The sequence below is a fragment of the Microbacterium sp. EF45047 genome, assembly GCF_028472845.1.
Taxonomy (GTDB): Bacteria; Actinomycetota; Actinomycetes; order Actinomycetales; family Microbacteriaceae; genus Microbacterium; species Microbacterium neungamense.
In genome coordinates this window covers 879,264-904,430 of sequence record NZ_CP069429.1, presented here as the reverse complement: position 1 = coordinate 904,430, position 25,167 = coordinate 879,264, and the positions used below count along the sequence as shown (strand labels likewise).

Here is a 25,167-nt window from a genome sequence, read left to right as displayed (position 1 = left end):
GGTGTGTCAGCGGCCGTGACCGCGGCGGGTGGCGTCCTGCACCTCGCCGATGAGCTCCTCGAGGATGTCCTCCAGGAACAGCACCGCCGTGGTCTCGCCGTGCGCGTCACGCACCCGCGCCAGATGCCGGCCCGCTCTGCGCATCGCGGCCAGCGCGTCCTCGAGATCGGTGTCCTCCTGCACGGGCACCATGTGGTGGATCCGCTTCGCCGGCACCGGCGCAGCCGCCTTCTCCGCGGCATCCGCCCCCTCCGCCGCGCGCAGGATGTCCTTCAGGTGCACGTACCCGACCGGCGAGCCGTGCTCGTCGACGATCACGTACCGCGAGAACCCGTACCGCGCGACCGCGCGCTCGATGTCGTCGGGGGTGGTGTTCTGCGGCAGGGTGACCAGCTCCGACAGCGGCACCGCGATGTCGCGGGCCTTCTTGTCGGTGAACTCCACCACCGCCGCGACCGTGCCCGCGGCATCCGTGAGCACGCCCTCACGACGCGACTGGCTCACGATCGTGGCGACCTCTTCGATCGTGAACGCCGACGCGGCCTCGTTCTTCGGCTCCACCCGGAACAGCCGCAGCACCGCGTTCGCGGTGGCGTTCAGCAGCCAGATCACGTGCCGGAACAGCCGCGACACCCACACCAGCGGGGTCGCGAGGAGGAGCACCGCGCGGTCGGGCAGAGAGAAGGCGAGGTTCTTCGGCACCATCTCGCCGAAGACGACGTGCAGGAACGACACCAGCGACAGCGTGATCACGAACGACGCCACCGAGACGACCGAGTCGTCCCAGCCGATCGCGTGCAGCGGGACCTCCAGCAGGTGGTGGATGGCCGGCTCGGACACGTTCAGGATCAGCAGGGAGCAGATCGTGATACCCAGCTGCGAGGTCGCCAGCATCAGCGTGGCGTGCTCCATCGCGTACAGCGCGGTCTTCGCCGGCCGCGACCCGCGTTCGGCGAGCGGCTCGATCTGCGAGCGCCGCGCGGAGATGACGGCGAACTCCGCGCCGACGAAGAAGGCGTTGGCCGCGAGCAGCACGACCAGCCAGACCAGGCCCGCCCAGTCGCTCATCGCTCCTCCTCCGTCGCCGTCTCCACGGGGTCGGGACGGTAGCGGATGCGGTCCACCCGCCGGCCGTCCATGCGGACCACCTCGAGGGACCCGGTCTCCAGCCGCACCTCGTCGCCGACGGCGGGCACCCGCTCCAGCACGCTCATCACGAACCCGCCCACGGTGTCGTAGACGTCCCCTTCGGGCACCTCGATGCCGGTGCGCTCGCGCAGCTCGTCGGGCCGCAGCTCGCCGGGGAAGGTGATCGAGTCGCGCCGCCGGACGATGCCCGCGCGGGTGCGGTCGTGCTCGTCGGACACCTCGCCGACGATCTCCTCCACGAGATCCTCGAGCGTCACGACCCCGGCCGTCCCGCCGTACTCGTCGACGACGATCGCCAGCTGGTAGCCCTTGGCGCGCAGCTCCGCGACGAGGGCGTCCAGGTGGACCGTCTCGGGCACGCGCAGCGGCTCGGTGGCCAGCGCGCCCACCGGCACCTCGCCGCGGCGCTCCCTGGGCACCGAGACGGCGGCCTTCACGTGCACGATGCCGGTGATGTCGTCGAGGTCGTCGTCGTACACCGGGAAGCGGCTGTGCCCGGTGCGCCGGGCGAGCTGGATGACGTCGTTCGCGGAGTCGCCGGCGGACAGCGCGTGCATGCTCGGGCGGGCGGTCATGATGTCGGCCGCGGTGAGGCGCGCGAAGGTGAGGCTGCGGTCCAGCAGCGTCGCGGTGTCCTTCTCCAGCACCCCGGCGCTCGCCGACCGGCGCACCAGGGAGGACAGCTCCTCGGCGGTGCGCGCCCCGGACAGCTCCTCCTTCGGCTCGACGCCCATGCCGCGCAGCACCGCGTTCGCGCTGCCGTTGAGCAGGATCACGGCGGGCTTGAACACCGCCGTGAACGCGGTCTGGAACGGGATCACCAGCTTCGCGGTGGCCAGCGGCAGCGCCAGGGCGAAGTTCTTCGGCACCAGCTCGCCGAGGATCATCGACAGCACCGTGGCGACGAGCATCGCGATCGTCGCGGAGACCGGCCTGACCGCCAGCTCGGGCAGCCCCCAGGACAGCAGCACCGGACTCAGCAGGCTGGACAGCGCCGGCTCCATGGTGAAGCCGGTGAGCAGGGTGGTCAGCGTGATGCCCAGCTGCGCGGAGGACAGGTGCGTGGAGGTGATCCGCAGCGCCCGGATCGTGAGCGACAGGCGGGATTCACCGCGCGCCTGCCGCGCCTCGAGGTCGGCGCGGTCGAGGTTGACCAGCGCGAACTCGCTGGCCACGAACAGGCCCGTGCCGATGATCAGGAGGAGCCCCACGCCCAGCATCAGGAGTTCCATCAGCTGCTCCCCTCAGCGCCGGTGTGATCCGGTCGGACAGGGGTCGGGCGGTGGGGCCGGGGACTGCAGGAAGGGGGGTCGTCCATCGTGCGCCCGAGTCTACCCAACCGGTCCGGCCCCGGCATCCGCTACCAGCTGACCGGCAGCGCCTTGCCCTCCTCGTACCCGGCCGCGGACTGCAGCCCGACCAGGGCGCGGTCGTGGAACTCGGGGACGGTCGCCGCGCCCGCGTACGTGAACGACGAGCGGATGCCGGAGGTGATCATGTCCAGCAGGTCCTCGATGCCGGGGCGCAGCGGGTCGAGGTAGATCCGCGAGGACGAGATCCCCTCGGCGAAGAGCTCCTTGCGGGCGCGCTCGTACGCGTCCAGGCGGCCGAACCGGGCCTGCACAGCCTTCGTGGAGGCCATCCCCCACGACTCCTTGTAGATCCGGCCGTCGGCGTCCCGCTGCAGCTCGCCCGGCGCCTCCACGGTGCCGGCGAACCAGGAGCCGATCATGACGGATGCCGCGCCCGCGGCGAGCGCCAGGGCGACGTCCCGCGGGTAGCGCACTCCCCCGTCCGCCCAGACGTGCGCCCCCAGCTCCCGCGCCGCCTCGGCGGTCTCCAGCACGGCGGAGAACTGCGGCCGGCCCACCGCCGTCATCATCCGGGTGGTGCACATCGCGCCCGGGCCGACGCCGACCTTGAGGATCGAGGCGCCCGCCTCGACGAGGTCCTTCACCCCGTCCGCGGTGACGATGTTGCCGGCCACGATCGGGATGCCCAGGCCCAGGCCGGCCACCGCGGCGAGGGCGCGCAGCATCCCCTCCTGGTGTCCGTGCGCGGTGTCGACGACGAGCACGTCGACACCGGCGCCGGCCAGCGCCCTGGCCTTGCCTGCCACGTCCCCGTTGATGCCGACCGCGGCGGCGACCGCGAGGCGGCCGGAGCCGTCCACCGCGGGCCGGTACAGCGTGCTGCGCAGGGCGGAGCGGCGGCTGATCGTGCCGACCAGGTGCGCGTGGTCGATGACGAGGGCGGTCTCCACGTCCAGTGCGTCGATCGCGTCGAACGCCGCGCGCCCGTCGCCGATCTCCTCCGCATCGATCGCCGGGGCGTGCCCGTGGACGAGGTCGCCGAGCGCGGCATCCGGGAGCGCCGTGGCGAGCCGGCTCGCCGGCACCACGCCCGCGACCGACTCCACCGGCAGGGAGCCGTGCGGATGCGGCGGCGCGACGACGATCCCGTGCCCCTCCGTCGGCGGCAGCAGCCGGAGGGCGTCGGCGACGGTGGCGTCCGGCGGCAGCACCAGCGGGGTATCCCAGCGCACCGGCTGATCCTTCACCCAGCGGATCGCGGCGTCGAGCTCCTGCAGCGGCAGATCCTGCGGCAGCACCCCGATCCCGCCGCGGCGGGCGAGCGTCGCCGCCAGGCGCGGCCCGGTCACCGAGTTCATGTTCGCGGCGACCAGCGGGATGGTCGCCGGCGTGCCGTCGGCCGGGCTGAGATCCACCTGGAGCCGGCTCGTCACGGCCGACCTGCGGGGCACGAGGAACACGTCCGAATAGGTCAGGTCCACCATCGGCCGCTCACCGGAGAACTCCATGGCTCCACCGTACTCTCCGCCCCGGACGGCGCCCGGCAAGCCCACACGATCGGCATCCGGAATGGGACTAGGCTTGAATCCCGAAAACGTGAGCGGATCCGGACACCGGCAGTGTCCTGCCGCAGCACACCGATTCAGCGATGAAAGAGGGCGATCGAGCGTGTCGAACCAGGTGACCGGCGTCGGGGGCGACGGGGGGTTCGGAGCCAATTCGTGGCTCGTCGACGAGCTCTACGAACAGTTCAAGAAGGACCCCGACTCGGTCGACAAGGAGTGGTGGCCGATCCTGGAGAAGTACCAGCCCGAGGCCGCCGCCCCTGCGGCATCCGCCACGCAGACCTCCGGCGCCCACCCGGTCACCGCGCCGATCCCCGTCATCGGCACCCAGCCCGTCGCGCGCACCACCGCCAAGCCGGCCGCGCAGGCCCCGATCCCGGCGCAGGCACCCAAGCCTCAGGCGAAGACCGACGAGGCGCCCGTCGACGAGGACAAGGTCACCGTCCTGCGCGGCATGCCCAAGACGCTCGCGGCCAACATGGACGAGTCGCTCAGCGTGCCGACCGCGACCAGCGTGCGCACGATCCCGGCGAAGCTGATGATCGACAACCGGATCGTCATCAACAACCACATGGCCCGCACGCGCGGCGGCAAGGTCAGCTTCACGCACCTCATCGGCTGGGCGCTCATCCAGACGCTCAAGGAGTTCCCCAGCCAGAACGTGTTCTACGCCGAGATCGACGGCAAGCCGTCCGTCGTCGCCCCGGCGCACGTCAACCTGGGCATCGCGATCGACCTGCCCAAGCCCGACGGCACGCGCGCGCTGCTGGTGCCGAGCATCAAGCGCGCCGACACGATGACGTTCAACGAGTACCTCTCCGCCTACGAGGACCTCGTCGCGCGCGCCCGCGGCAACAAGCTCACCGCCGCCGACTTCCAGGGCACCACGGTCTCCCTCACCAACCCGGGCGGCATCGGCACCGTGCACTCCGTGCCCCGCCTGATGAAGGGCCAGGGCTGCATCATCGGCGCCGGCGCGCTGGAGTACCCGGCCGAGTTCCAGGGCTCGAGCGACAAGACTCTCGCCGCTCTCGCCATCGGCAAGACCATCACGCTCACCAGCACCTACGACCACCGCGTGATCCAGGGCGCCGGCTCCGGCGAGTTCCTGAAGAAGGTGCACGAGCTGCTGATCGGCGAGCGCGGCTTCTACGACGAGATCTTCGCCGCGCTGCGCATCCCGTACCAGCCGATCCGCTGGAACGCGGACATCTCGGTGGACCTCGCCGAGAAGATCGACAAGACGGCGCGGGTTCAGGAGCTCATCAACGCGTACCGCGTGCGCGGCCACCTGATGGCCGACACCGACCCGCTCGAGTACGTGCAGCGCTCGCACCCCGACCTCGAGATCGAGAAGCACGGCCTCACCTTCTGGGATCTGGACCGCGAGTTCGTCACCAACGGCTTCGGCGGCCGGCGGGTGATGAAGCTGCGCGACATCCTCGGCGTGCTGCGCGACTCGTACTGCCGCACCCTGGGCATCGAGTACATGCACATCCAGGATCCGGAGCAGCGGCGCTGGTTCCAGGAGAAGGTCGAGGTCAAGTACGTCAAGCCCGGCCACGACGAGCAGCTGCGCGTGCTGCGCAAGCTGAACGAGGCGGAGGCCTTCGAGACCTTCCTGCAGACGAAGTTCGTCGGCCAGAAGCGCTTCTCCCTCGAGGGCGGCGAGTCGCTGATCCCGCTGCTCGACGAGATCCTGCAGGGCGCGGCCACCTCCGGCCTGGACGGCGCGGCGATCGGCATGGCGCACCGCGGCCGGCTGAACGTGCTCACCAACATCGCCGGCAAGACGTACGGCCAGGTGTTCCGCGAGTTCGAGGGGTCGCTCACCCCGGGCAACCAGCGCGGCTCCGGAGACGTGAAGTACCACCTCGGCACCGAGGGCACCTTCGTCGCGGAGGACGGCTCGGAGCTGCCGGTGTACCTCGCCGCGAACCCGTCGCACCTGGAGACGGTGGACGGCGTGCTCGAGGGCATCGTCCGCGCCAAGCAGGACCGCAAGCCGATCGGCACCTTCTCCTGGCTGCCGATCCTCATCCACGGCGACGCCGCGTTCGCCGGCCAGGGTGTGGTGGTGGAGACGCTGCAGATGTCGCAGCTGCGCGGATACCGCACCGGCGGCACCCTGCACATCGTGGTGAACAACCAGGTGGGCTTCACCACCCTGCCGACCGACTCGCGCACCTCCGTGTACGCCACCGACGTCGCCAAGACCATCCAGGCGCCGATCCTGCACGTGAACGGCGACGACCCGGAGGCCGTCATCCACGTCGCCCAGCTGGCATTCGAGTACCGCGAGCGCTTCCACCGCGACATCGTGATCGACCTGGTCTGCTACCGCCGCCGCGGCCACAACGAGGGCGACGACCCGTCGATGACCCAGCCGCTGATGACCGACCTGATCCAGGCGAAGCGGTCGGTGCGCAAGCTGTACACCGAGGCGCTGGTCGGCCGCGGCGACATCACCGAGGAGGAGTACGAGGAGGCGAAGGCCGACTTCCAGAACCGCTTGGAGATCGCGTTCGCCGAGACGCACGCCGCCGAGACCGGCGCCACGCCGATCGCCCCCGAGCTGAACCGCGTGGACGAGCAGGTCGGCTCCCCCGAGACCACCGGCGTCGCGCTCGAGGTGATCCACCTCATCGGCGACGCCCACGCGAACAAGCCGGAGGGCTTCACCGTGCATCCGAAGCTGCAGCAGCAGCTGGACAAGCGCGTGGAGATGAGCCGCAACGGCAACATCGACTGGGGCTTCGGCGAGCTGCTCGCCTTCGGCTCCCTGCTGGTCGAGGGCACGCCGGTGCGCCTGGCCGGGCAGGACTCGCGCCGGGGCACGTTCGTGCAGCGGCACGCCGTGCTGCACGACCGCAACAACGGCCAGGAGTGGCTGCCGCTGACGAACCTGTCCGAGAACCAGGCCCGCTTCTTCGTGTACGACTCGCTGCTGAGCGAGTACGCGGCGCTCGCGTTCGAGTACGGCTACTCGGTGGAGGACACGAAGGCGCTGGTGCTGTGGGAGGCGCAGTTCGGCGACTTCGCGAACGGCGCGCAGTCCGTCATCGACGAGTACATCTCCGCGGCCGACCAGAAGTGGGGGCAGCAGTCCGGCGTGGTGATGCTGCTGCCGCACGGGTACGAGGGTCAGGGCCCCGACCACTCCTCCGCCCGCATGGAGCGCTTCCTGCAGCTGTGCGCGCAGGACAACATGATCGTCACGCGCCCGTCCACGCCGGCCTCGTACTTCCACCTGCTGCGCCGCCAGGCGTACGCGCGGCCGCGCAAGCCGCTGATCGTGTTCACGCCGAAGGCGATGCTGCGCCTGCGGGGTGCGACCAGCCCGCTGCAGGCGTTCACGCAGGGACGCTTCGAGCCGGTGCTGGACGACGACCGCGGGCTGGACCGCTCGGCCGTGACGCGGGTGCTGATCCACTCCGGCAAGGTGCACTGGGATCTGCGCAACGAGCTGGAGAAGAACCCGAACCCGCGGATCGCGCTGGTGCGCCTGGAGCAGCTGTACCCGACCCCGGTCGACGAGCTCAAGGCGGTTCTGGACACGTACCCGAACGCCGAACTGGTGTGGGTGCAGGAGGAGCCGGAGAACCAGGGCGCCTGGCCGTTCCTCGCGCTCGCGTTCGCCGGGCGCCTGGGCGATCGCACCCTGCGCGGCGTCACCCGCCCGGCATCCGCCTCGCCGGCGACCGGCTCGTCGAAGGTGCACGCCATCGAGCAGGCCGAGCTGCTGCGCACCGCGCTGACGCTGGACTGACACCTCACGCGAAGAGCGCCGCTCCCGTCGCGGGGCGGCGCTCTTCGCGTCCGTGCGGAGGCCGGGTCTTCCCCGGCGCGCCGGCGGCCGCTCTCGCCGGTCCCCCAGGGCGGGCCGCCGGGACGGGCCGCCCGTGCCGCGAGGAGCTTTCCGCATCCGCAAGGCCCCTCCGCGATGCGTTTTCCTCCCGGCGGCGTGGAGGCCCGGATGCCCGGGGGCGCGGACGCAAGGGCATGGATGCCAGTGGGCACGGATGCCCGTGGGCATGGATGCCCGGGGGCGCGGATGCCCGGGGGCACGGATGCCGGGGGCGCGCGCGCTCAAGAGCGCGGACGCTCAAGGGCGCGGACGCTCGGGGCGCACGGATGCTCGGGCGCCGCGCCACCGCGCACGCGACGCCGCGGGAACGGCGCGGCGGGAACAGCGCGGCGGGTGGAACAGCGCGGCCGCGGGAACGGGGCGGCGGGTGGAAACAGCGCGGCCGCGGGAACGGCGCTGCGCGGATCAGTACCAGATGCCCAGCAGCGGTGCCGGATCCGTGAGGAAGGCCCGGCTGAGCGCGGTGACGGCATCCGCCACGCCCTGCACCCGCCCCGCAGCGGCGAGCTGGGTGAGCGGGACTCCCCCGGCGTATGCGGCGGAGAGCTCCACGACGCTCAGCGACACGTCGGGCTCGGCATCCGACGGCTCCACCCACGCGGTGCCGTCCGCATCGATGGTCACGCGCCAGGTGCCCTCCGCGAAACCCAGCGGATCCTCGACGCGCAGCACCACCTCGGCAGTCGCCGCGTAGGTCCGCGCCTGCAGCGCCGCCGGCACGTCGAGGATGCGCAGCCAGCCGTGGTCGTGCACGACGATCTCGACCGCGCGCGGGTCGGCGACGAGCCACGGCAGCGGGTCGTCCACCGGCCGCAGGTCGACCGTGACGCGGTCAGTCCGGCGATCGGCACGGCTGCGGATGCCGCAGCCCGCAGCTCGCCCTCCAGCAGGTTCCGGGCGATGCCGCGACGGCGGTGCGTGCCCGCCACCGTGACGGCGCTGATCGCCCACATCGGGAGCTCCCCGCCCGGCACCGTGAGCGGGGTCACCCACGAGTTCACCGTCGCGACGGGCAGGGCGCCACGGGCGGCATCCCGCTCGAACACGCCGATGTTGCGCACCTCACGCAGCCGCGCGGCGATCTCCTCCGCCGTCTCCTCGGACGGCTCCTCGTCCAGGAAGCCGCGGACCTCGGCGCGCACGAACGCGCGCACGTCGACGGCGTCACCGGTGTCGACGATGCGGTAGTCCAGGCCCGCGTCGCTCAGGCGACGGGCGGACGTGGGGTCGGCGGGGATGTCACGCGAGTCGATGAGGGTCACCCGCCCACCCTATCGAGCCGGTCCGACAGGGCCGCGCCGCAGGCCTCGGCCTGCTCGAACCGCGGCGCCGTCCTCGGGCCCGCCTCGGGGCCCCGACGTCAGTGGACGGCGGCCTGCACCGCGCGGATGCGGGCGAGCACCTGATCGCGCAGCGTCTCGGGGGCGGTCTCACGGCAGGCGCGCGCGACGACCTCCGTCAGCGTGGTCGCGACCAGCGCCTCGTCCTTGCACGACGGGCAGTTCTCGAGGTGCTCGCGGATGTCCGCGTGCCCCGTCTTGCACACCTCGTTGCGGAGGTACTCCTCGAGATCCCGGCGCGCCTTCTCGCAGCCGCAGTCGCTCATTTCCTGCTCCTCGGTTCGGCCGCGGTGATGCCTCGCTCCGCGGCGTAGTCTGCCAGCAGCTCCCGCAGCATCCGCCTGCCACGGTGCAGACGGCTCATCACGGTGCCGATGGGTGTCTTCATGATGTCGGCGATCTCCTGGTACGAGAACCCCTCGACGTCCGCCAGGTAGACGGCCAGCCGGAAGTCCTCGGGGACCTCCTGCAGGGCGTCCTTGACGACGGACGCCGGCATGCGGTCGATCGCCTCCGCCTCCGCCGACCGGCTGTGCGTCGCCGTGGTCGACTCCGCACCGCCCAGCTGCCAGTCCTCGAGATCGTCGATCGTCCCCTGGAACGGCTCCCGCTGCTTCTTGCGGTAGATGTTGATGTACGTGTTCGTCAGGATGCGGTAGAGCCACGCCTTCAGGTTCGTGCCCTGCGTGAACGTCGACCAGGAGCCGTACGCCTTCACGAAGGTCTCCTGCACGAGGTCGGCCGCGTCGGCGGGGTTGCGCGTCATGCGCATCGCCGCCGCATAGAGCTGATCCATGTACGGGATCGCCTGATCCTCGAAATCGCGCCGGGGGTCGCCGGATGCTGTGTCGTCCATCACCGGCCAGTCTAGGCCGCTGAGGTCGATGACCTCGGGGTCGAGCGTCGCGAGCATCCGCACCTCCGTTATCGGTTCCGGGACCGGGGGTTCATTAGGGTAGAAACCGATGAGCGCTGCACGGTATTCCACTCCCCCCGCCACGGCTCCGTACGCCGCGCCGGTCGCCGACGGCGCCGTGCACGCGACGGTGAACGTCCCCGGCTCCAAGTCGCTGACGAACCGCGAGCTCATCATCGCGGCGATCGCCGACGGACCGGGCCGGCTGGTGCATCCGCTGCACTCGGACGACTCGCGCCGGATGATCGAGGCGCTGCGGGCGCTCGGCATCGGCGTCGAGGAGGCGGACGGCGACGGCGACTTCGGCCCGGACCTGGTGGTGACCCCGGCTCCCCTGGCCGGCGGCGTGACCGTGGACTGCGGTCAGGCCGGCACCGTGATGCGCTTCATCGCCCCGCTGGCCGGCCTTGCGGCCGGGGACGTGCACATGACCGCGCACGAGACGGCGCTGCACCGGCCGATGGGCGCCATGATCAGCGCGCTGCGCGATCTCGGCGTCGACGTCGACGACGAGGGCACCTGGGCGCTGCCGTTCACGATCCGCGGGCACGGACACATCCGCGGGGGCCGGGTGGAGATCGACGCCTCCGGCTCCAGCCAGTTCGTGTCGGGCCTGCTGCTGGCCGCGCCGCGGTTCGACGTCGGCCTGCACCTCGTGCACACCGGTGCGCACCTGCCGAGCGTGCCGCACATCGACATGACCATCGAGTCGCTGAGCCGGCGCGGCATCCGCATCGAACGCCCCGCGCACGGCGAGTGGCTCGTCGAGGCGGGGGTGCCGCGCGCCAAGGAGATCGCGATCGAGCCGGACCTCTCCAACGCCGCGCCGTTCCTGGCCGCCGCGCTCGTGACCGGCGGCGCCGTGACGGTGCCCGGCTGGCCGCTGCACTCCACGCAGCCCGGCGCCCTGCTGCCTGCGATCCTGCAGGCGATGGGGGCGCACGCCTCCCGGCACGGCGGGGCGCTCACGGTGCGCGCCGGCGACGGCATCCGCGGCCTCGATCTGGACCTGTCTGCCGCGAGCGAGCTGACCCCCACCATCGCCGGCCTCGCCGTCTTCGCGGACGGCCCGACCACCATCCGCGGCGTCGGGCACATCCGCACCCACGAGACCGACCGCATCGCCGCCCTGGTGGGCAACATCCGCGCCCTCGGCGGGCGCGCGGAGGAGCTGCCGGACGGGCTGCGGATCGTCCCCGCCCCGCTGCACGGCGGCGCCTGGCCCGCCCACCACGACCACCGGATGGCCACCACCGGAGCGCTGATCGGGCTGCGCGTCCCCGGCGTGCGGGTCGACGAGATCGGCACCACCGCGAAGACGCTGCCCGAGTTCACGCTGCTGTGGGAACGGATGCTGGGGGCCGCGTGAGCTGGCTCGGCGACGACGACCTCGACGACGCGTTCGACGAGTTCGACGAGAGCCGCATCCGCACCCGCCCGAACCCGAAGGCGAACCGGCCCCGTACGAAGCGCCGTCCGGCGCACGAGGACGCCGAGATCGGCCGCGTGCTGGGCGTCGACCGGGGCCGGTACACGGTGCTGGTCGGCGAGGGCACCCCCGAGGAGCGCATGGTGACCGCCGCACGCGCCCGCGAGCTGCGCCGCACCCCGATCGTCACCGGCGACCGGGCCCGCGTCGTCGGCGACACCTCAGGCGCCGAGGGCACCCTGGCCCGCATCGTCGGCATCCTGGAGCGCACCTCGCTGCTGCGGCGCAGCGCCGACGACACCGACCAGGTGGAGCGCGTGATCGTCGCGAACGCCGACCAGATGCTCATCGTCGTGGCGGCCGCCGACCCCGAACCGCGCCCCCGTCTCGTGGACCGCTACCTGGTCGCGGCGCTGGACGCGGGCATCCGCCCCCTGCTCGTGGTGACCAAGACCGACCTCGCCGACCCGGGCCCGTTCCTGACCCATTTCGAGGGGCTCGACGACCTGCGGGTGTTCACCAGCGCGCGCGGACGGATGCCGCTGGACGAGATCGGCGCGGCCCTCGTCGGGCACTCCACCGTGTTCGTGGGGCACTCCGGCGTCGGCAAGTCGACGCTCGTGAACGCGCTCGTCCCGGATGCCGGACGCGCGACCGGGCACGTGAACGAGGTGACCGGGCGCGGGCGGCACACCTCCTCGTCGACGGTGTCGCTGCGCTACCACGGGGAGCACGGCAGCGGCTGGGTGATCGACACCCCCGGTGTGCGCTCCTTCGGCCTCGGGCACGTCGACCCGGCCAACATCCTCGCCGCGTTCACCGAGCTCGCCGAGATCGCGGAGGACTGCCCGCGCGGATGCACGCACCTGCCCGACGCCCCGGACTGCGCACTGAACGAGGCTGCGGCCGCCAGCCGGCTGAGCGCGTCCACCCGGGCGCGCCTGGACTCCCTGCAGCGCCTGCTGGAGACCTTCCAGGCGTGACCCGACCGGTGACCCGACCGGCGAGCCCGGCCGGAGCTGCGGGCGTGACCCCACCGTCATCCACGACGGTGCCGTCGCGCGCCCCCCGTAGGCTGGAGGCATGACGAACGCGCGCCTGGAACCCGGAGACACCGCCCCCGATTTCGCCCTGCTTGACCAGGACGGCAACACGGTGACGCTGGGCGATCTGCGCGGGACGAAGACGATCCTGTACTTCTACCCCGCCGCGATGACCCCCGGATGCACCACGCAGGCGTGCGACTTCCGCGACAGCATCTCCTCCCTGCAGGGCGCGGGCTACCAGGTCGTCGGCATCTCGCGCGACACCCCGGAGAAGCTCGCGGAGTTCCGCGAGCGCGACGGGCTCACCTTCCCGCTGCTCAGCGACCCCGACCACGCCGTGCACAGCGCGTACGGCGTGTGGGGCGAGAAGATGAACTACGGCAAGGTGATCGAGGGCGTCATCCGCTCCACCTTCGTCCTCGACGAGGACGGCGTCGTCACGCACGCGCTCTACAACGTCAAGGCCACCGGGCACGTCGCCCGGCTGCGCAAGACCCTCGGCCTGGCCGCCTGACGGATGCGGCGGACGCGGCGTCCCGGGATGGACGTCGCGCATCCGGCATCCGCCGCTTCACGCGTGCAGGCGCGGGTCCTCCCGGCCCTCGCGGCGCACCGCGGCGATCAGCAGCACGAATCCGACCAGGCCGGGCAGGCCCACCCCGAGCGTGAACAGCCACGGGACCGGCTGCAGCGAGAGCGAGGCCAGGCCGAGCGCCACGCCGAGCACCTGGAAGACGACCGCGCCGGACCGCGCCCACGACCTCCGCCGCACCGTGCCCACCGCGAACGCAGCGAGCGCGGCCGCAGCCAGCAGCGTCAGCACGATCAGCGCGAGCGCCGCCGGCAGCGAGGCCGCATCCCCGGCGCCGAGGGCGAACAGCTCGAGCAGCGCGATCGCGGCGAGCGCCACCGCCTCGGCGACGAGGACGACGGCCGCGGCGACGGCGGGACGGGATGGGCGCACGCGCACTCCTCTCAAGGGACGTCAGAAAACCCTTGATTTCAGTTTGTTTCTGTAACACAATGGACAAAGCCATGTGCTCCCACAGCGGAGTGGGGCGAGCACTCGCTCGTATCACACAGGGTACCGGACCCGAACCAGCACCCGAATTCTAGCGCGTCGTGAACGCGACCGCCCACACCGAAATCACATTCTGAGGAGCCCATCGATGGACTGGCGCGACAAAGCAGCCTGCCTGACCGTCGACCCCGAGCTGTTCTTCCCCGTGGGGAACACCGGCCCCGCGGTCGACCAGATCGAGAAGGCCAAGGCCGTCTGCGCCACCTGCACCGTCACCGAGATCTGCCTGCAGTACGCCCTCGAGTCCGGCCAGGACTCGGGCGTGTGGGGCGGTCTCTCCGAGGACGAGCGCCGCGCCCTGAAGCGTCGCGCCGCGCGCGCCCGCCGCGCCGGCTGACCCCCGGCATCCCCTCCCTCTCTTCCCGTTCGGGGCGGATTCTCGCGTTCGGGGCGGTTCTCCGCCGCCCCAAGTGTGAGAATCCGCCCCGAACGCGTTCGGCGGGCCGGGTCAGGGGGTCACTTGGTGATCCAGCGGAGCGGGATGTCGATGGTCACCTGCGTGCCGTCGCCGTCCTGGCCCTTCCACTCGATCGTTCCGCCGAGCTCGCCCTGGATGAGGGTGCGCACGATCTGGGTGCCCAGGCCCTGACCGACCCTGCCCTCGGGCAGTCCGTGGCCGGTGTCGCTGACGATCACGCGCAGGTGCTCCTCGGTGCGGAACGCCTCGATCGTGACCACGCCCTCCTGACCGGCCAGGCCGTGCTCCACGGCGTTCGTGACCACCTCGGTGAGGGCGAGGGCGAGCGGGGTCGCATACTCGCTGGGCAGCACGCCGAAGCGCCCTTCGCGCTGGGTGCGCGCCCGGGTGTTCGGGGCGGCGGCGACCTCGGCGACGAGCTTCAGCACCCGGTCGAAGACCTCGTCGAAGTCGACCGTCTGCGCCAGACCGCTGGCGAGGGTGTCGTGCACGACCGCGATGGACTCCACCCGCCGCATCGCCTGGGTCAGCGCTTCGCGCGCCTCCTCGGAGTGCGTGCGCCGCGCCTGGATCCGCAGCAGCGAGGCCACCGTCTGCAGGTTGTTCTTCACCCGGTGGTGGATCTCGCGGATCGTGGCGTCCTTGGTGATCAGCTCCTGCTCCTGGTGGCGCAGCTCGGACACGTCACGGCACAGCACGATGGCGCCGATCCGGGTGCCGTGGTCCTTCAGCGGGATCGCCCGCAGCGACACGGTCACCCCGCGCGCCTCCATGTCGGTGCGCCACGGCGCCCGCCCGGTGACCACGACCGGCAGCGACTCGTCCACCTGCCGGGAGGGCGGCACGATGCGCGTGGTGACCTCGGCGAGCGACTCGCCCTCCAGCTCGTCGTCGAACCCCATCCGGTTGAACGCGGACAGTGCGTTCGGGCTGGCGAACGTGGTCACCCCGTCGACATCGATCCGGATCAGCCCGTCCGAGGCGCGCGGCGCGCCGCGGCGCGGCGCGGTCGGTGCGGACGGGTCGGGGAACTCGCCGGAGGAGATCATCCGGAACAGGTCGTTGGCGCATTCGTCGAAGCTGATCTGCTGCCGCAACGGCATCCGCGCCTCGCCGAGATTGGTGTGCCGGGTGAGCACGCCGAGCACGGTGCGCCGGCCCCCGTCGCGCTCGTCGCCGGCGCGCACGATCGGCACCGCGCGCACCCGCGTCGGCGTCTCCTCGAACCAGTCCGGCGAGGAGGAGTCCACGATCTCCCCGCTCTCGAACGCGGAGCGCACCTGGGTGCGCCACTGCGGGCGCACCTTCTCGCCGACGATGTCGCGGTAGAACAGGGTGGCCGCGCCGCTCGGGCGGGAGTGGGCCACGGCGACGAAGGAGCCCTCGTCGGCCGTCTCGACCCACATCACGATGTCGGCGGATGCCAGGTCCGCCAGCAGCTGGCCGTCGCCGGCCAGGCGGTGCAGCCATTCGACGTCGGCTTCGGTCAGCCGGCCCTGGGCGTGGACGAGATCGCTGAGGGTTGACACTCCCCCAGCCTAGAGCGTCGTGCGGCGAGCGCCCGGCAGCGAGACGGGGCCGCCCGGGGTCACAGCACCGCGAGGGAGGTGGCGCGCCAGCGGCCGTCCAGCCCCTCGAGCCGGATCGCCACGGCGCGCGTTCTGCCGGGCCCTGCCACCACGATCGCCGCCTCCACCACGCCGTCGGCGGGGGCGGCGTGCCGGATGGAGAGGATGCGGAAGCTCGGCCGCGTCGGCGCGGTGCCGCGGGCGCTGCGCGCCCGCGCGGAGAGGTTGGCACGCGTGACCAGGGCGCGGAACGCGTCCTCGCTGAACCAGCGCGCCAGCTGATCGACCTCCCGCACGCCGGCGAGCACCTCGAGGGCGCCCTGGGTGAGGCTGCGCAGCAGCGGCACCGGGTCAGGCAGCTCCGTCGCCGAAGTCGGCTGCGGTGCGAAATAGTCGTTCAGCATCATCGTCGTCTCGTCCCCCCGATCCGAGGCCGGCGCTCCCGTGCGCCGACTGCGAAGGTAACCGAGCCGGTGCCGGCGCGGACAGGGTTCCGCCACCCTGTGGAGAACCCGCCTGTGGAGAACCCGCACGGCGCGGGCGCGGCTGCCCTACCCTCGGTCGGGTGGAATGGGATCACCTCTTCGACGACCTCGAGGATCAGCTCGCGGCCGAATGGGAGGCCGAGCGCGCCGCCCTGGACGCGGAATCGGAGCGGCTGCGGATCGCGAAGCTGGCGCTGCGCGACCGGCTGCGGACGATCCCGCAGGGCGCGCCCGTGCTCCTCGAGCTCGCCGACGGTGGCCGGCTGCACGGACGGATGCAGGAGGTCGGGGCCGACTGGCTCGCGCTCGCGGCCGAGGCCGCGCCGGCGCGCGTCACGATCGTCCCGCTGCGCGCGGTCGAGGCGGTCGGCGTCGACCACGGGATGCTGCTGGCGACCCTCGAACCCGATCAGCCCGCCCCGGGCATCCGCGAACGGATGACGTTCGGGTTCATGCTGCGCGATCTCGCCCGGCGCCGCATCCCGGTGCGCCTCGGGCTGCGCTCCGGCGATCCGAGGCACGGCACGATCGACCGCGCCGGCGCCGACCACCTCGATCTCGCCCTGCACGACCCGGGCGAGCCGCGGCGGGCGCGCGCGGTGCGCGGCCACCGGATGATCCCGCTCGACGCCGTGGTCTGGGTGCGCCCGGAGCCGTGACGGACACGGGCGCGGTCTGACGGAACCCGCCGTGATCGGTCCGACCCGCGTCGTGGCCGTCCCGCGTCGCGACCCGGTCAGGATCCGCGGTACGGGCTGGTGCCCCACACCTCCGGGAAGCTGGCCTCGTTGGACTGGCGCCACAGCGCCATCCGCCGGGCCTCCTCGGACTGCGCGTCGAGGTACTCGGCGATGCTGGCCTCCTCGACCCGCCACCGGGGCGGGGACCCGAGCTGCGACCCGCGCAGCCGTCCCTCGTGGATGAGAGCGACTACCTCGTCGACCTCGATGCTGAGCAGCTCGGCGACCTGGGCGGGTGCCAGGAACCGCGGTGCGGGAGGTGTGTGGGGCATGGCCCCATTCTCCACGGCCCGGGGCCGGGACGCCCCTGCGAATCGGCTCTGTGGATAACTTCGGCGGCCGATTCCCGGGATCTGTGACGATGTCCGCATGACGACGCTCTCCCGCACCCGCCGCGCGTTCCTCGGCGACGTGCGCTTCCTCATCGGCATCGTGCTGGTGCTCGCCTCGGTGGCCGGGGTGTGGCTGCTGGTCTCCTCGTCGCGGCAGACGACGCCGGTGCTGCAGGCCGCGCGCACCGTGGTCGCCGGCGAGCCGCTCACCTCCGCCGACCTGCAGGTGGTGGAGATCGGGCTGGCCGGGCTCACCGACGCGTACCTGGCCCCGCAGGACCTGGAGTCCGGGATGATCGCCACCCGCACGCTGCCGGAGGGGGAACTGGTGCCCGTGTCCGCCGTCGGCGACGCCGATCACGCGCGCACCACGACGGTGGTCATCTCCGCCACCGGCGCGATCCCTCGCGATGTCGGTCCCGGCACCGGCGTCGAGCTCTGGCACGCGCCGCTCCTGGAGGACGGCCGGACCCACGACGCGCCGCGCATCCTCGTCGCGGATGCGGTCGTCGCCTCCGTCGCGGAGACGGATGCCATGCTCAGCCAGGCTCGGACCGACGTGGAGGTCGTCATCGACCGCGCCGATGTCGCCGCCGTCCTCGCCGCCGTCACCGGTGGGGCGGCGATCTCGATCGTGCCCGCGGGAGCCGGCTCGTGACGGCCGTCGTCGTCGCCCTGCCCGGCCCGGATGCGGCGGCCAGGGCCGCCGACCTGGAACTGGAGGGCGCCACCGTGATCGCCGTGCTCCCGCCCGAGCGGCTGGCCGAGGCGCCGCTGGACGCCGCGGATGCCGTGCTCGTGCCGCCCCGGCGCACCGCCCTGACCGCGGCCTTCGTCCGGGCGTGCGACCGCGCCGGTGTGCGGATCGTGCCGGTCGGCGAGGGCGAGCCCCGGCTGCTCGCCCGCCTCGGCCTGCCGGCCGCGCTGCCGGAGGACGCACCCGCCTGGCGCATCTTGGCCGCCCTGTCCGGGGATCCGGCCCCGTCCGCCGCGGACGATGCGGCGCCGCCGCGGGTGATCGCGGTGTGGGGGCCGCACGGCGCACCGGGCCGCACCACCGTGGCCGTCCAGCTGGCGGTCGAGCTGGCCCGGGCCGGACGGCGCACGGCGCTCGTGGACGCCGACACCACGGCACCGGCGCTCGCCCTGCTGCTCGGGCTGGGCGACGAGTCCCCGGGTCTGGCGGCGGCGTGCCGCCGCGCCGAGCTGGGCGGCCTGGATGCCGCCGAGCTGGCGCGGCTGTCCACGCCGCTGGAGACCTCGGCCGGGGCGGTCGAGGTGCTCGGCGGGCTGAATCGTCCGGGTCGCTGGCCGGAGATCAGCGCGTCGCGGCTGCGGGCCACGCTGGCGGCCTGCCGCACCTGGACCGACGAGACCGTCGTCGACGTGGCGGCGGAGCTCGACGAGGACGACGGCGACGACGGCGCCCCGGCCCGTCACGCCGCGACGCGCGCGGCCCTGATCGAGGCGGACGCGATCGTCGCCGTGCTGGCGGCCGATCCGCTCGGGGTCAGCCGGTTCGTGCGCGCGCACCCCGAACTGCGCCATCTGGCCGGCGACGCCCCGGTGACGGTGGTCGCGAACCGGGTGCGTCCTGGCCCCCTCGGCATCGACGCGCGCGGGCAGATCCGCCGCACCCTGGACCGGTTCGCCGGCATCCAGGACGTGCTGTTCCTGCCGGAGGATCAGCGCGGAACGGATGCCGCGGCGCTGCACGCCCGGCCGATCGCGGACGTGGCCCCGAGGTCGGCGCTGGTCGCCGCGGTGCGGCGACTGGCCGCCGGCCTCGGGGCGCGGGAGCTCACTGCCGGTACGAGGCGAGGAAGTTCCCGAGCCGTTCGACGGCTTCGCTGAGCACCCGCGCCTCCGGCAGCGTCACCACGCGCAGGTGGTCGGGGGCGCGCCAGTTGAAGCCGGTGCCCTGCACCAGCAGGATCTTCTCCGAGACGAGGAGGTCGTACACGAGGCGCTCGTCGTCGTGGATCTCGTGCACTTCCGGGTCCAGCCGGGGGAACGCGTACAGGGCGCCACGCGGTCGCACGCAGCTGACGCCGGGGATCGCCTCCAGCCCCTCCCAGGCGATGTCGCGCTGCTCGTGCAGGCGGCCGGTCGGCGCGACCAGCGCCTCGATGCTCTGCACCCCGGACAGCGCGGCCTGCACGGCGTGCTGGGCCGGCACGTTCGGGCACAGCCGGGTGGAGGCCAGCAGCGTGATGCCCTCGATGAACCCCTGGGCGTGGTCCTTGGGGCCTGTGATCGCCAGCCAGCCCGAGCGGTAGCCGGCCACCCGGTAGGTCTTCGACAGGCCGTTGAAGGTGAGGCACAGCAGGTCCGGCGCGAGGGTCGCGGTCGGGATGTGTGTCGCGTCGTCGAACAGGATGCGGTCGTAGATCTCGTCCGAGAGCAGCAGCAGCTGGTTCTCCCGGGCGATCTGCACGATCCCCTCCAGCACCTGACGCGAGTACACCGCGCCGGTGGGGTTGTTCGGGTTGATGATGACGATCGCCTTCGTCTGCGGCGTGACCTTGGCGCGGATGTCCTCCAGGTCGGGCTGCCAGTCGTTCGCCTCGTCGCACAGGTAGTGCACCGGCGTGCCGCCAGCGAGGGAGGTCATCGCGGTCCAGAGCGGATAGTCCGGCGCCGGGATGAGCACCTCGTCGCCCTGGTCGAGCAGGGCCTGCATCGTCATGGTGATCAGCTCGGAGACGCCGTTGCCGAGGTAGACGTCGTCCGGGTCGAGCGGCGGGAAGCCCTCGACCTGCTCGTAGCGGCTGACCACGGCGCGGCGGGCGGAGACGATGCCCTTGCTGTCGCTGTAGCCGTGCGCGGTGGGCAGGGCGGCGAGCATGTCCTGCACGATCTGGTGCGGCGCCTCGAAGCCGAAGATCGCCGGGTTCCCGGTGTTCAGCTTCAGGATCTGGTGCCCCTCGGCCTCCAGCCGCGCCGCCTCGACGAGAGCCTTGCCGCGGATCTCGTAGAGGACGTTCTTGAGCTTGGAGGACTGATCGAGGTGTCGCATCGTAGAAGATTACCGTCCGAACGCGGCGTCCTCGCGCGCCGGGATCACCGGCACCGCGCCGGTGCGCAGCGCCTCCGCGTGGGCGACCCGGTGCAGCCGGCTGCTGTTGACGTGGGCGTAGGCCAGCTCCGCGGCCCGTTCGCCGTCGCGGTCCCGGATCGCCTCGAAGAGCGCGACGTGCTCGTCGGAGATGTGCTGCAGGTCGTCGTGCTGCGCGAGCGCCCAGCGCAGGCGGCTGCGGATGCCGTTCATCAGCTCCCGCAGCAGGCGGTTGTCCGCCAGCTCCACCACGATCTCGTGGAAGTCGGCGGCGGCGCGACGCGACTCGACGCTGTTCGCGGTGCGCGCGCTCTCCTGCTCCGCCTGCAGCGCCGCGTGCAGCCGCTCCAGCCCCTCGCGGCGGTGCCGCTCCGCGGCGAGTCGGAACGCCATCGGCTCCAGCACCTGGCGGACCTCGTCGAGGTCGGCCAGGTCCGTCGGCGTGAACTCGCGGACGATCGCCCAGGTGCGCGGCCGCAGCTCGACCAGGCCCTCCGCCTCGAGCAGCTTGAGCGCATCGCGCACCGGGACCCGGCTCACGCCGAACTCGGTGGCCAGATCGCGCTCGATCAGGCGGCTGCCCGGTTCGCGCGCGCCGTCCAGGATCGCGTCGCGCAGCCAGGCGGCGACCCTGGTCGACTCCAGCTCGCGTTCGTCTGCTCTGCTCACACGGCCATTCTCGCACTGCGCCCCGGCACGGGCCGTCAGCGCTTCTTCGCCGGCGCCTGGTCGACCCAGATCACGCCCTCGGCGAGCTCGGGCACGATCTCGGTGCCCACCCGGCGTGCCAGCAGGTCGTCGAGGCGGTCCAGCGGGCCGATCAGGGCGCGGCCCCCGGCGCGGGCGACGCGGATCGCCGCGTCGATCTTCGGCTGCATCGAGCCCTCCGCGAAGGCCATCCCGGCCACCGCGTCGGCGGAGGTGGTGTGGATGTCGCGCTGCTCGGGGGTGCCCCAGTTCTCGCTGACGTAGTCGCCGTCGGTGAGCATGATCAGGGTGTCCGCCTGGATGTCGGCGGCGAGCGCGGCGCTGGCCAGGTCCTTGTCGACGACGGCCTGCACGCCGATGTGGCGCCCCTTGGCATCCGTGCGCACCGGCACGCCGCCGCCGCCCACGCACACCGCGAGGGTGCCGTCCTCGAGGAGCCGGCGGATCTGTCCTTCTTCGGCGTGATCCACGCCCCGGTCCCCCGTCTCGCGGATCTCGGCGAGGGACTGGGCGACTCGCAGGTGATGTTCGCCGTGGCGTATCTCATGGTGGCGGCGCTGTTCCTGGCGAAGTGGTTCCAGGACCGGGTGACCAAGCAGAAGGCGGTCTTCTCCACCTCCGACGAGGCCACGATGGCCTCGCTCTGAGTCCCGTCGGGCTCCCGGAGTGACGAAGAAGGCCGGATCCCTCGGGATCCGGCCTTCTTCGCGTCTCAGCGGGTCACTTCTTCTTCTTCTTCTTGCCCTGGGCGCGGCGCTGCTGGCGGTTCCCCGTCGGCTCCGCGCCCGCGACATCCGTGCGCTGGCCGAAGGCGCCGCGCGGGCCCTCCGCGGCCGGTGCCTGCGCCGCCCCGGCCTGCCGCAGCCGGGCGGTCGCCGCCTGCTGCACCTGACCGCGCTCGTTGCGCACCTCGACGTCGCCCGCGTCGTTCGGGGCGGAGTACTCCAGCTTCTGCTCGGGCTGCGCGGCCGACAGGCCCTTCGCCTCCACCTGCGCGCTCTGCTCGTCGCCGGCGCGGCGCACCTCGACCTCGAGGTTGAAGAGGTAGCCGACCGACTCCTCCTTGATCTGCGCCATCATCGACTGGAACATGGCGTAGCCCTCGCGCTGGTACTCGATCAGCGGGTCGCGCTGCGCCATGGCGCGCAGGCCGATGCCGTCCTTGAGGTAGTCCATCTCGTACAGGTGGTCCCGCCAGCGGCGGTCGAGCACCTGCAGCACCACGCGGCGCTCGAGTTCCCGCATCGCCGCCGAGCCGAGCGACTCCTCGCGCCGCTCGTAGGCGATCTTCGCGTCGGAGATGAGCTCCCGCTTCAGGCCGTCCGCCGAGATGCCGCCCTTGCGGGCACCGGCCTCGGCGACGACCTCGTCGATGGTCACCCCCACCGGGTACAGCGTCTTCAGCTCGGTCCACAGCGCGTCGAAGTCCCAGTTCTCCGCGTGCCCCTCGCCGGTGTGGTCGTCCACGATCGCGCCGATCGCGTCCTCGATGAAGTGCTGCACGCGGTCGGCGATGTCGTCGCCCTGCAGGATGTGGCGCCGGTCGGCGTAGATCGCCTCGCGCTGGCGGTTCAGCACGTCGTCGTACTTGAGGACGTTCTTGCGCATCTCCGCATTGCGCGCCTCGACCTGCGCCTGCGCGCTGCGGATGGCGCGGCTGACCAGGCCGGACTCGATCGGCACGTCGTCCGGGAAGTTGGTGCGGGCCAGGATCGCCTCGGCCGCGCCGGACTGGAAAAGCCGCATCAGGTCGTCGGTGAGGCTGAGGTAGAAGCGGCTCTCACCCGGGTCGCCCTGGCGACCCGAGCGTCCGCGCAGCTGGTTGTCGATGCGCCGGGACTCGTGCCGCTCCGTGCCGAGGACGTAGAGGCCACCCGCCTCGATGACCTTCTCGGCCTCCTCGGCGACCTGCGCCTTCATCGCCTCGTACGTCTCATCCCACGCGGTCTCGTACTCCTCCGGCGTCTCCACCGGGTCGAGCCCCTTCGCCTTGAGCTCCTGCACTGCGAGGAACTCGGCGTTGCCGCCGAGCATGATGTCGGTGCCGCGGCCGGCCATGTTCGTCGCCACGGTGACCGCGCCGAGCTTGCCGGCGCGGGCGACGATCTCGGCCTCGCGCGCATGGTTCTTCGCGTTCAGCACCTCGTGGCGGATGCCCTTCTTCGACAGCAGCCGGGAGAGGTACTCGCTCTTCTCCACGCTGACGGTGCCGACCAGCACCGGCTGGCCCTTGGCGTGCCGCTCGGCGATGTCTTCGACGACCTGAGCGAACTTCGCCTGCTCGTTCTTGTAGACGAGGTCGGGCATGTCCTTGCGGATCATCGGCTTGTTCGTCGGGATCGGCACCACGCCCAGCTTGTAGGTGGACATGAACTCCGCCGCCTCGGTCTCGGCGGTGCCGGTCATGCCGGCGAGCTTCTGGTAGAGGCGGAAGTAGTTCTGCAGGGTGACCGTGGCGAGGGTCTGGTTCTCGGCCTTGACCGGCACGCCCTCCTTGGCCTCGATGGCCTGGTGGATGCCCTCGTTGTAGCGGCGGCCGACCAGGATGCGGCCGGTGTGCTCGTCGACGATCATGACCTCGTCGTTCATCACGACGTAGTCGGTGTCGCGCTTGAACAGCGCGAGCGCCTTGATCGAGTTGTTCAGGAACGAGATCAGCGGGGTGTTCGCCGACTCGTACAGGTTGTCGATGCCGAGGTAGTCCTCGACCTTCTCGATGCCGGGCTCGAGCACGCCGACGGTGCGCTTCTTCTCGTCGACCTCGTAGTCCACGCCGGCCTCGAGGGTGCGGGCGATCTTCGCGAACTCGGTGAACCAGCGGTTCGCCTCCCCCGACGACGGCCCGGAGATGATGAGCGGCGTGCGGGCCTCGTCGATGAGGATGGAGTCCACCTCGTCGACGATCGCGAAGAAGTGCTCGCGCTGGACGAGATCCTCCTTGCGCCACGCCATGTTGTCGCGCAGGTAGTCGAAGCCGAACTCGTTGTTCGTGCCGTAGGTGATGTCGGCCGCGTACTGCCGGCGGCGCACGTCGGGGTTCTGCCCGGACACGATCGTTCCGGTCGTCATGCCGAGCGCGCGGTAGACGCGGCCCATCAGCTCGGACTGATACGAGGCGAGGAAGTCATTCACGGTGATCACGTGCACGCCCTTGCCGGCGATCGCGTTCAGGTAGGCGGGGAAGGTCGCCACCAGGGTCTTGCCCTCACCGGTCTTCATCTCGGCGATGTTGCCGAAGTGGAGTGCCGCCCCGCCCATCACCTGCACGTCGTAGGGGCGCATGCCCAGGGTGCGCTTGGCCGCCTCCCGGACCGCGGCGAACGCCTCCGGCATCAGCTGGTCGAGCGTCTCGCCGTTGTCGAACCGGGCGCGCAGCTCCGCGGTCTCGTTCCTCAGCTCCTCGTCGGTGAGCTTCTCGAAGTCCTCCTCCAGCGCGCCGACGGCCTTGACGACCTGCTTCAGTCGGCGGAGGATGCGTCCTTCGCCCGCGCGCAGAAGCTTCTCGAGGGGGTTCGCCACGGATGTCTCCCTTGTGTGGGTCTCGCCCGCCGCCGAACCGGGCCGGGCATACCGTGCCATGTTACCGGCCTGTGACCTCGGGATGCCCGGAAGCACGAAGGCGGGGCGGACCCTCCGGCCCGCCCCGCGCTCGGTCCGGCCTATCCCATGTGCGCCTGCGCCTCGAAGAAGATCGAGACCAGCTGCCCCTCGTACGTGGCGAAGAAGTGGTCGATGCCCTTGCCGTCCGAGGAGTGCTCCGCCGGCGCCTTGCCCTTGGGCAGGGTGTCGCGCAGGAACGTGGTCAGGCTGAGCGGGATGCCCTGCTCCTCGGCCAGCCCGAGCGCGTAGTCCACCTGCGCGGGCGTGAGCGCCGGCCCGCCGAGGAACTCGTGCGCGGTGGCGAACAGGCCGGCCAGCTCCAGCGTCTCCCAGTTGCCGGAGTGCGTCGCGTTCGTGTTCCCCTGCGCGGAGCGGTCCGGGATGTAGCACTCGTGCGCGGATGCGACGCCGGTGCCTGCCAGGACGAGCACGGCGGTGAGCCCGGCCGTGGCGATGGTCTTGCGGATCATTGGTTTCCCCCTTCGGGCGCTCCCACGGCGCCGACTCCGCGATTCAAACGCATCCGGCCCAGGCGGTCGGTGGAGGGCGTG

24 protein-coding genes and 1 pseudogene are annotated in these 25,167 nt (G+C 72.0%); 9 read left to right on the top strand and 16 right to left on the bottom strand.

Features of this window, described 5'->3' with window-relative positions; all coding sequences use genetic code 11:
* Nucleotides 1–6 precede the first annotated feature (6 nt).
* The 3 genes from JRG78_RS04255 to JRG78_RS04245 all read right to left on the bottom strand — a co-directional run bounded on the left by JRG78_RS04255 (nt 7) and on the right by JRG78_RS04245 (nt 3,970).
* The gene (locus JRG78_RS04255) at nt 7–1,068 is read right to left on the bottom strand and encodes a hemolysin family protein (RefSeq protein WP_259607786.1); all 1,062 of its coding nucleotides are present in this window, start codon (nt 1,066–1,068) and stop codon (nt 7–9) included.
* Nucleotides 1,065–2,381, bottom strand: coding sequence for a hemolysin family protein (locus JRG78_RS04250; RefSeq protein WP_272653693.1), 1,317 nt, complete (start codon nt 2,379–2,381; stop codon nt 1,065–1,067). Before JRG78_RS04250 ends, JRG78_RS04255 begins: the two co-directional genes overlap by 4 nt.
* 128 nt (nt 2,382–2,509) lie before the next feature.
* Entirely contained in the window at nt 2,510–3,970 is a 1,461-nt protein-coding gene (locus JRG78_RS04245) for a GuaB1 family IMP dehydrogenase-related protein (RefSeq protein WP_272653692.1), read from the bottom strand.
* Between the two features lie 160 nt (nt 3,971–4,130).
* Here JRG78_RS04245 and JRG78_RS04240 point away from each other — a divergent pair, with 160 nt between their 5' ends.
* Nucleotides 4,131–7,796 carry a multifunctional oxoglutarate decarboxylase/oxoglutarate dehydrogenase thiamine pyrophosphate-binding subunit/dihydrolipoyllysine-residue succinyltransferase subunit gene (locus JRG78_RS04240; RefSeq protein ID WP_272653691.1) on the top strand — a complete coding sequence of 1,222 codons (3,666 nt, stop codon included), beginning with the start codon at nt 4,131–4,133 and terminating at the stop codon, nt 7,794–7,796.
* A gap of 504 nt (nt 7,797–8,300) precedes the next feature.
* Here JRG78_RS04240 and JRG78_RS04235 read toward each other — a convergent pair.
* From JRG78_RS04235 to JRG78_RS04220, 4 genes and pseudogenes are all read right to left on the bottom strand, one after another.
* Nucleotides 8,301–8,702 carry a sterol carrier protein domain-containing protein gene (locus tag JRG78_RS04235; protein WP_272653690.1) on the bottom strand — a complete coding sequence of 134 codons (402 nt, stop codon included), beginning with the start codon at nt 8,700–8,702 and terminating at the stop codon, nt 8,301–8,303.
* Between the two features lie 74 nt (nt 8,703–8,776).
* Nucleotides 8,777–9,037 (bottom strand): annotated as a pseudogene (locus JRG78_RS04230) (GNAT family N-acetyltransferase); the annotation flags it as partial.
* 218 nt (nt 9,038–9,255) lie between these two features.
* Nucleotides 9,256–9,501, bottom strand: coding sequence for a zf-HC2 domain-containing protein (locus JRG78_RS04225; protein ID WP_272653689.1), 246 nt, complete (start codon nt 9,499–9,501; stop codon nt 9,256–9,258).
* Nucleotides 9,498–10,148 (bottom strand): sigma-70 family RNA polymerase sigma factor, encoded by a 651-nt coding sequence (locus JRG78_RS04220; RefSeq protein ID WP_272653688.1) that lies wholly within the window; start codon nt 10,146–10,148, stop codon nt 9,498–9,500. Before JRG78_RS04220 ends, JRG78_RS04225 begins: the two co-directional genes overlap by 4 nt.
* A 52-nt stretch (nt 10,149–10,200) precedes the next feature.
* Here JRG78_RS04220 and aroA point away from each other — a divergent pair, with 52 nt between their 5' ends.
* The 3 genes from aroA (at nt 10,201) to bcp (ending at nt 13,140) form a co-directional block, all read left to right on the top strand.
* Nucleotides 10,201–11,520, top strand: coding sequence for a 3-phosphoshikimate 1-carboxyvinyltransferase (gene aroA / locus JRG78_RS04215; RefSeq protein ID WP_272653687.1), 1,320 nt, complete (start codon nt 10,201–10,203; stop codon nt 11,518–11,520).
* Entirely contained in the window at nt 11,517–12,563 is a 1,047-nt protein-coding gene (gene rsgA, locus JRG78_RS04210) for a ribosome small subunit-dependent GTPase A (protein ID WP_259607780.1), read from the top strand. The genes aroA and rsgA overlap by 4 nt, the downstream gene beginning before the upstream one ends.
* Before the next feature lie 100 nt (nt 12,564–12,663).
* The gene (gene bcp, locus JRG78_RS04205; RefSeq protein WP_259607779.1) at nt 12,664–13,140 is read left to right on the top strand and encodes a thioredoxin-dependent thiol peroxidase; all 477 of its coding nucleotides are present in this window, start codon (nt 12,664–12,666) and stop codon (nt 13,138–13,140) included.
* 57 nt (nt 13,141–13,197) lie between these two features.
* Here bcp and JRG78_RS04200 read toward each other — a convergent pair whose 3' ends face one another.
* Nucleotides 13,198–13,590 (bottom strand): hypothetical protein, encoded by a 393-nt coding sequence (locus tag JRG78_RS04200; RefSeq protein WP_259607778.1) that lies wholly within the window; start codon nt 13,588–13,590, stop codon nt 13,198–13,200.
* Nucleotides 13,591–13,795: 205 nt separating this feature from the next.
* On the opposite strand from JRG78_RS04200, the gene JRG78_RS04195 reads away from it, so the two are divergent.
* Nucleotides 13,796–14,044, top strand: a complete 249-nt coding sequence (locus JRG78_RS04195; RefSeq protein ID WP_071641453.1) for a WhiB family transcriptional regulator — start codon at nt 13,796–13,798, stop codon at nt 14,042–14,044.
* Nucleotides 14,045–14,163: 119 nt separating this feature from the next.
* Here the strand turns inward: JRG78_RS04195 and JRG78_RS04190 are convergent, their stop codons facing one another.
* Together JRG78_RS04190 and JRG78_RS04185 are read right to left on the bottom strand one after the other, a co-directional pair.
* Nucleotides 14,164–15,654 carry a sensor histidine kinase gene (locus JRG78_RS04190; protein WP_259607777.1) on the bottom strand — a complete coding sequence of 497 codons (1,491 nt, stop codon included), beginning with the start codon at nt 15,652–15,654 and terminating at the stop codon, nt 14,164–14,166.
* 59 nt (nt 15,655–15,713) lie between these two features.
* The gene (locus JRG78_RS04185) at nt 15,714–16,100 is read right to left on the bottom strand and encodes an Rv3235 family protein (RefSeq protein WP_272653686.1); all 387 of its coding nucleotides are present in this window, start codon (nt 16,098–16,100) and stop codon (nt 15,714–15,716) included.
* A 158-nt stretch (nt 16,101–16,258) separates the two neighbouring features.
* Here JRG78_RS04185 and JRG78_RS04180 point away from each other — a divergent pair, with 158 nt between their 5' ends.
* Nucleotides 16,259–16,837, top strand: a complete 579-nt coding sequence (locus JRG78_RS04180) for a hypothetical protein (RefSeq protein ID WP_259607775.1) — start codon at nt 16,259–16,261, stop codon at nt 16,835–16,837.
* Between the two features lie 77 nt (nt 16,838–16,914).
* Here JRG78_RS04180 and JRG78_RS04175 read toward each other — a convergent pair whose 3' ends face one another.
* The gene (locus JRG78_RS04175) at nt 16,915–17,190 is read right to left on the bottom strand and encodes a helix-turn-helix domain-containing protein (protein ID WP_259607774.1); all 276 of its coding nucleotides are present in this window, start codon (nt 17,188–17,190) and stop codon (nt 16,915–16,917) included.
* Nucleotides 17,191–17,287: 97 nt separating this feature from the next.
* On the opposite strand from JRG78_RS04175, the gene JRG78_RS04170 reads away from it, so the two are divergent.
* Both JRG78_RS04170 and JRG78_RS04165 read left to right on the top strand, forming a co-directional pair.
* Nucleotides 17,288–17,908, top strand: a complete 621-nt coding sequence (locus JRG78_RS04170) for an SAF domain-containing protein (protein ID WP_272653685.1) — start codon at nt 17,288–17,290, stop codon at nt 17,906–17,908.
* Entirely contained in the window at nt 17,905–19,104 is a 1,200-nt protein-coding gene (locus JRG78_RS04165) for an AAA family ATPase (RefSeq protein WP_259607772.1), read from the top strand. The genes JRG78_RS04170 and JRG78_RS04165 overlap by 4 nt, the downstream gene beginning before the upstream one ends.
* Here the strand turns inward: JRG78_RS04165 and JRG78_RS04160 are convergent.
* From JRG78_RS04160 to JRG78_RS04150, 3 genes are read right to left on the bottom strand one after another with little or no spacing between them, the layout of a single operon-like run.
* Nucleotides 19,052–20,269 (bottom strand): pyridoxal phosphate-dependent aminotransferase, encoded by a 1,218-nt coding sequence (locus tag JRG78_RS04160; protein WP_259607771.1) that lies wholly within the window; start codon nt 20,267–20,269, stop codon nt 19,052–19,054. The genes JRG78_RS04165 and JRG78_RS04160 overlap by 53 nt on opposite strands.
* Before the next feature lie 9 nt (nt 20,270–20,278).
* Entirely contained in the window at nt 20,279–20,977 is a 699-nt protein-coding gene (locus JRG78_RS04155; protein ID WP_272653684.1) for a GntR family transcriptional regulator, read from the bottom strand.
* 35 nt (nt 20,978–21,012) lie between these two features.
* Nucleotides 21,013–21,486: an amino acid kinase family protein gene (locus JRG78_RS04150; protein WP_272653683.1), complete on the bottom strand. Its 474-nt coding sequence runs from the start codon at nt 21,484–21,486 to the stop codon at nt 21,013–21,015.
* Between JRG78_RS04150 and JRG78_RS04145 the strand changes: the two genes are divergently transcribed.
* Entirely contained in the window at nt 21,478–21,663 is a 186-nt protein-coding gene (locus tag JRG78_RS04145) for a hypothetical protein (RefSeq protein ID WP_259607768.1), read from the top strand. The genes JRG78_RS04150 and JRG78_RS04145 overlap by 9 nt on opposite strands.
* Nucleotides 21,664–21,736: 73 nt before the next feature.
* On the opposite strand, the gene secA is transcribed toward JRG78_RS04145, so the two are convergent.
* Together secA and JRG78_RS04135 are read right to left on the bottom strand one after the other, a co-directional pair.
* Entirely contained in the window at nt 21,737–24,535 is a 2,799-nt protein-coding gene (gene secA / locus JRG78_RS04140; RefSeq protein WP_272653682.1) for a preprotein translocase subunit SecA, read from the bottom strand.
* A 140-nt stretch (nt 24,536–24,675) separates the two neighbouring features.
* Entirely contained in the window at nt 24,676–25,086 is a 411-nt protein-coding gene (locus JRG78_RS04135) for a hypothetical protein (RefSeq protein WP_259607766.1), read from the bottom strand.
* Nucleotides 25,087–25,167: the final 81 nt, after the last annotated feature.

Excerpts from the sequence above, each read along its gene's own strand:
- JRG78_RS04175 (WP_259607774.1), bottom strand. The coding sequence starts at position 17,190 with ATGCCCCACACACCTCCCGCACCGCGGTTCCTGGCACCCGCCCAGGTC.
- JRG78_RS04250 (WP_272653693.1), bottom strand. The coding sequence starts at position 2,381 with ATGGAACTCCTGATGCTGGGCGTGGGGCTCCTCCTGATCATCGGCACG.
- JRG78_RS04185 (WP_272653686.1), bottom strand. The coding sequence starts at position 16,100 with ATGATGCTGAACGACTATTTCGCACCGCAGCCGACTTCGGCGACGGAG.
- aroA (WP_272653687.1), top strand. The coding sequence starts at position 10,201 with ATGAGCGCTGCACGGTATTCCACTCCCCCCGCCACGGCTCCGTACGCC.
- JRG78_RS04245 (WP_272653692.1), bottom strand. The coding sequence starts at position 3,970 with ATGGAGTTCTCCGGTGAGCGGCCGATGGTGGACCTGACCTATTCGGAC.
- JRG78_RS04220 (WP_272653688.1), bottom strand. The coding sequence starts at position 10,148 with ATGCTCGCGACGCTCGACCCCGAGGTCATCGACCTCAGCGGCCTAGAC.
- JRG78_RS04225 (WP_272653689.1), bottom strand. The coding sequence starts at position 9,501 with ATGAGCGACTGCGGCTGCGAGAAGGCGCGCCGGGATCTCGAGGAGTAC.
- JRG78_RS04195 (WP_071641453.1), top strand. The coding sequence starts at position 13,796 with ATGGACTGGCGCGACAAAGCAGCCTGCCTGACCGTCGACCCCGAGCTG.
- JRG78_RS04255 (WP_259607786.1), bottom strand. The coding sequence starts at position 1,068 with ATGAGCGACTGGGCGGGCCTGGTCTGGCTGGTCGTGCTGCTCGCGGCC.
- JRG78_RS04135 (WP_259607766.1), bottom strand. The coding sequence starts at position 25,086 with ATGATCCGCAAGACCATCGCCACGGCCGGGCTCACCGCCGTGCTCGTC.
- JRG78_RS04170 (WP_272653685.1), top strand. The coding sequence starts at position 17,288 with ATGACGACGCTCTCCCGCACCCGCCGCGCGTTCCTCGGCGACGTGCGC.
- JRG78_RS04160 (WP_259607771.1), bottom strand. The coding sequence starts at position 20,269 with ATGCGACACCTCGATCAGTCCTCCAAGCTCAAGAACGTCCTCTACGAG.
- bcp (WP_259607779.1), top strand. The coding sequence starts at position 12,664 with ATGACGAACGCGCGCCTGGAACCCGGAGACACCGCCCCCGATTTCGCC.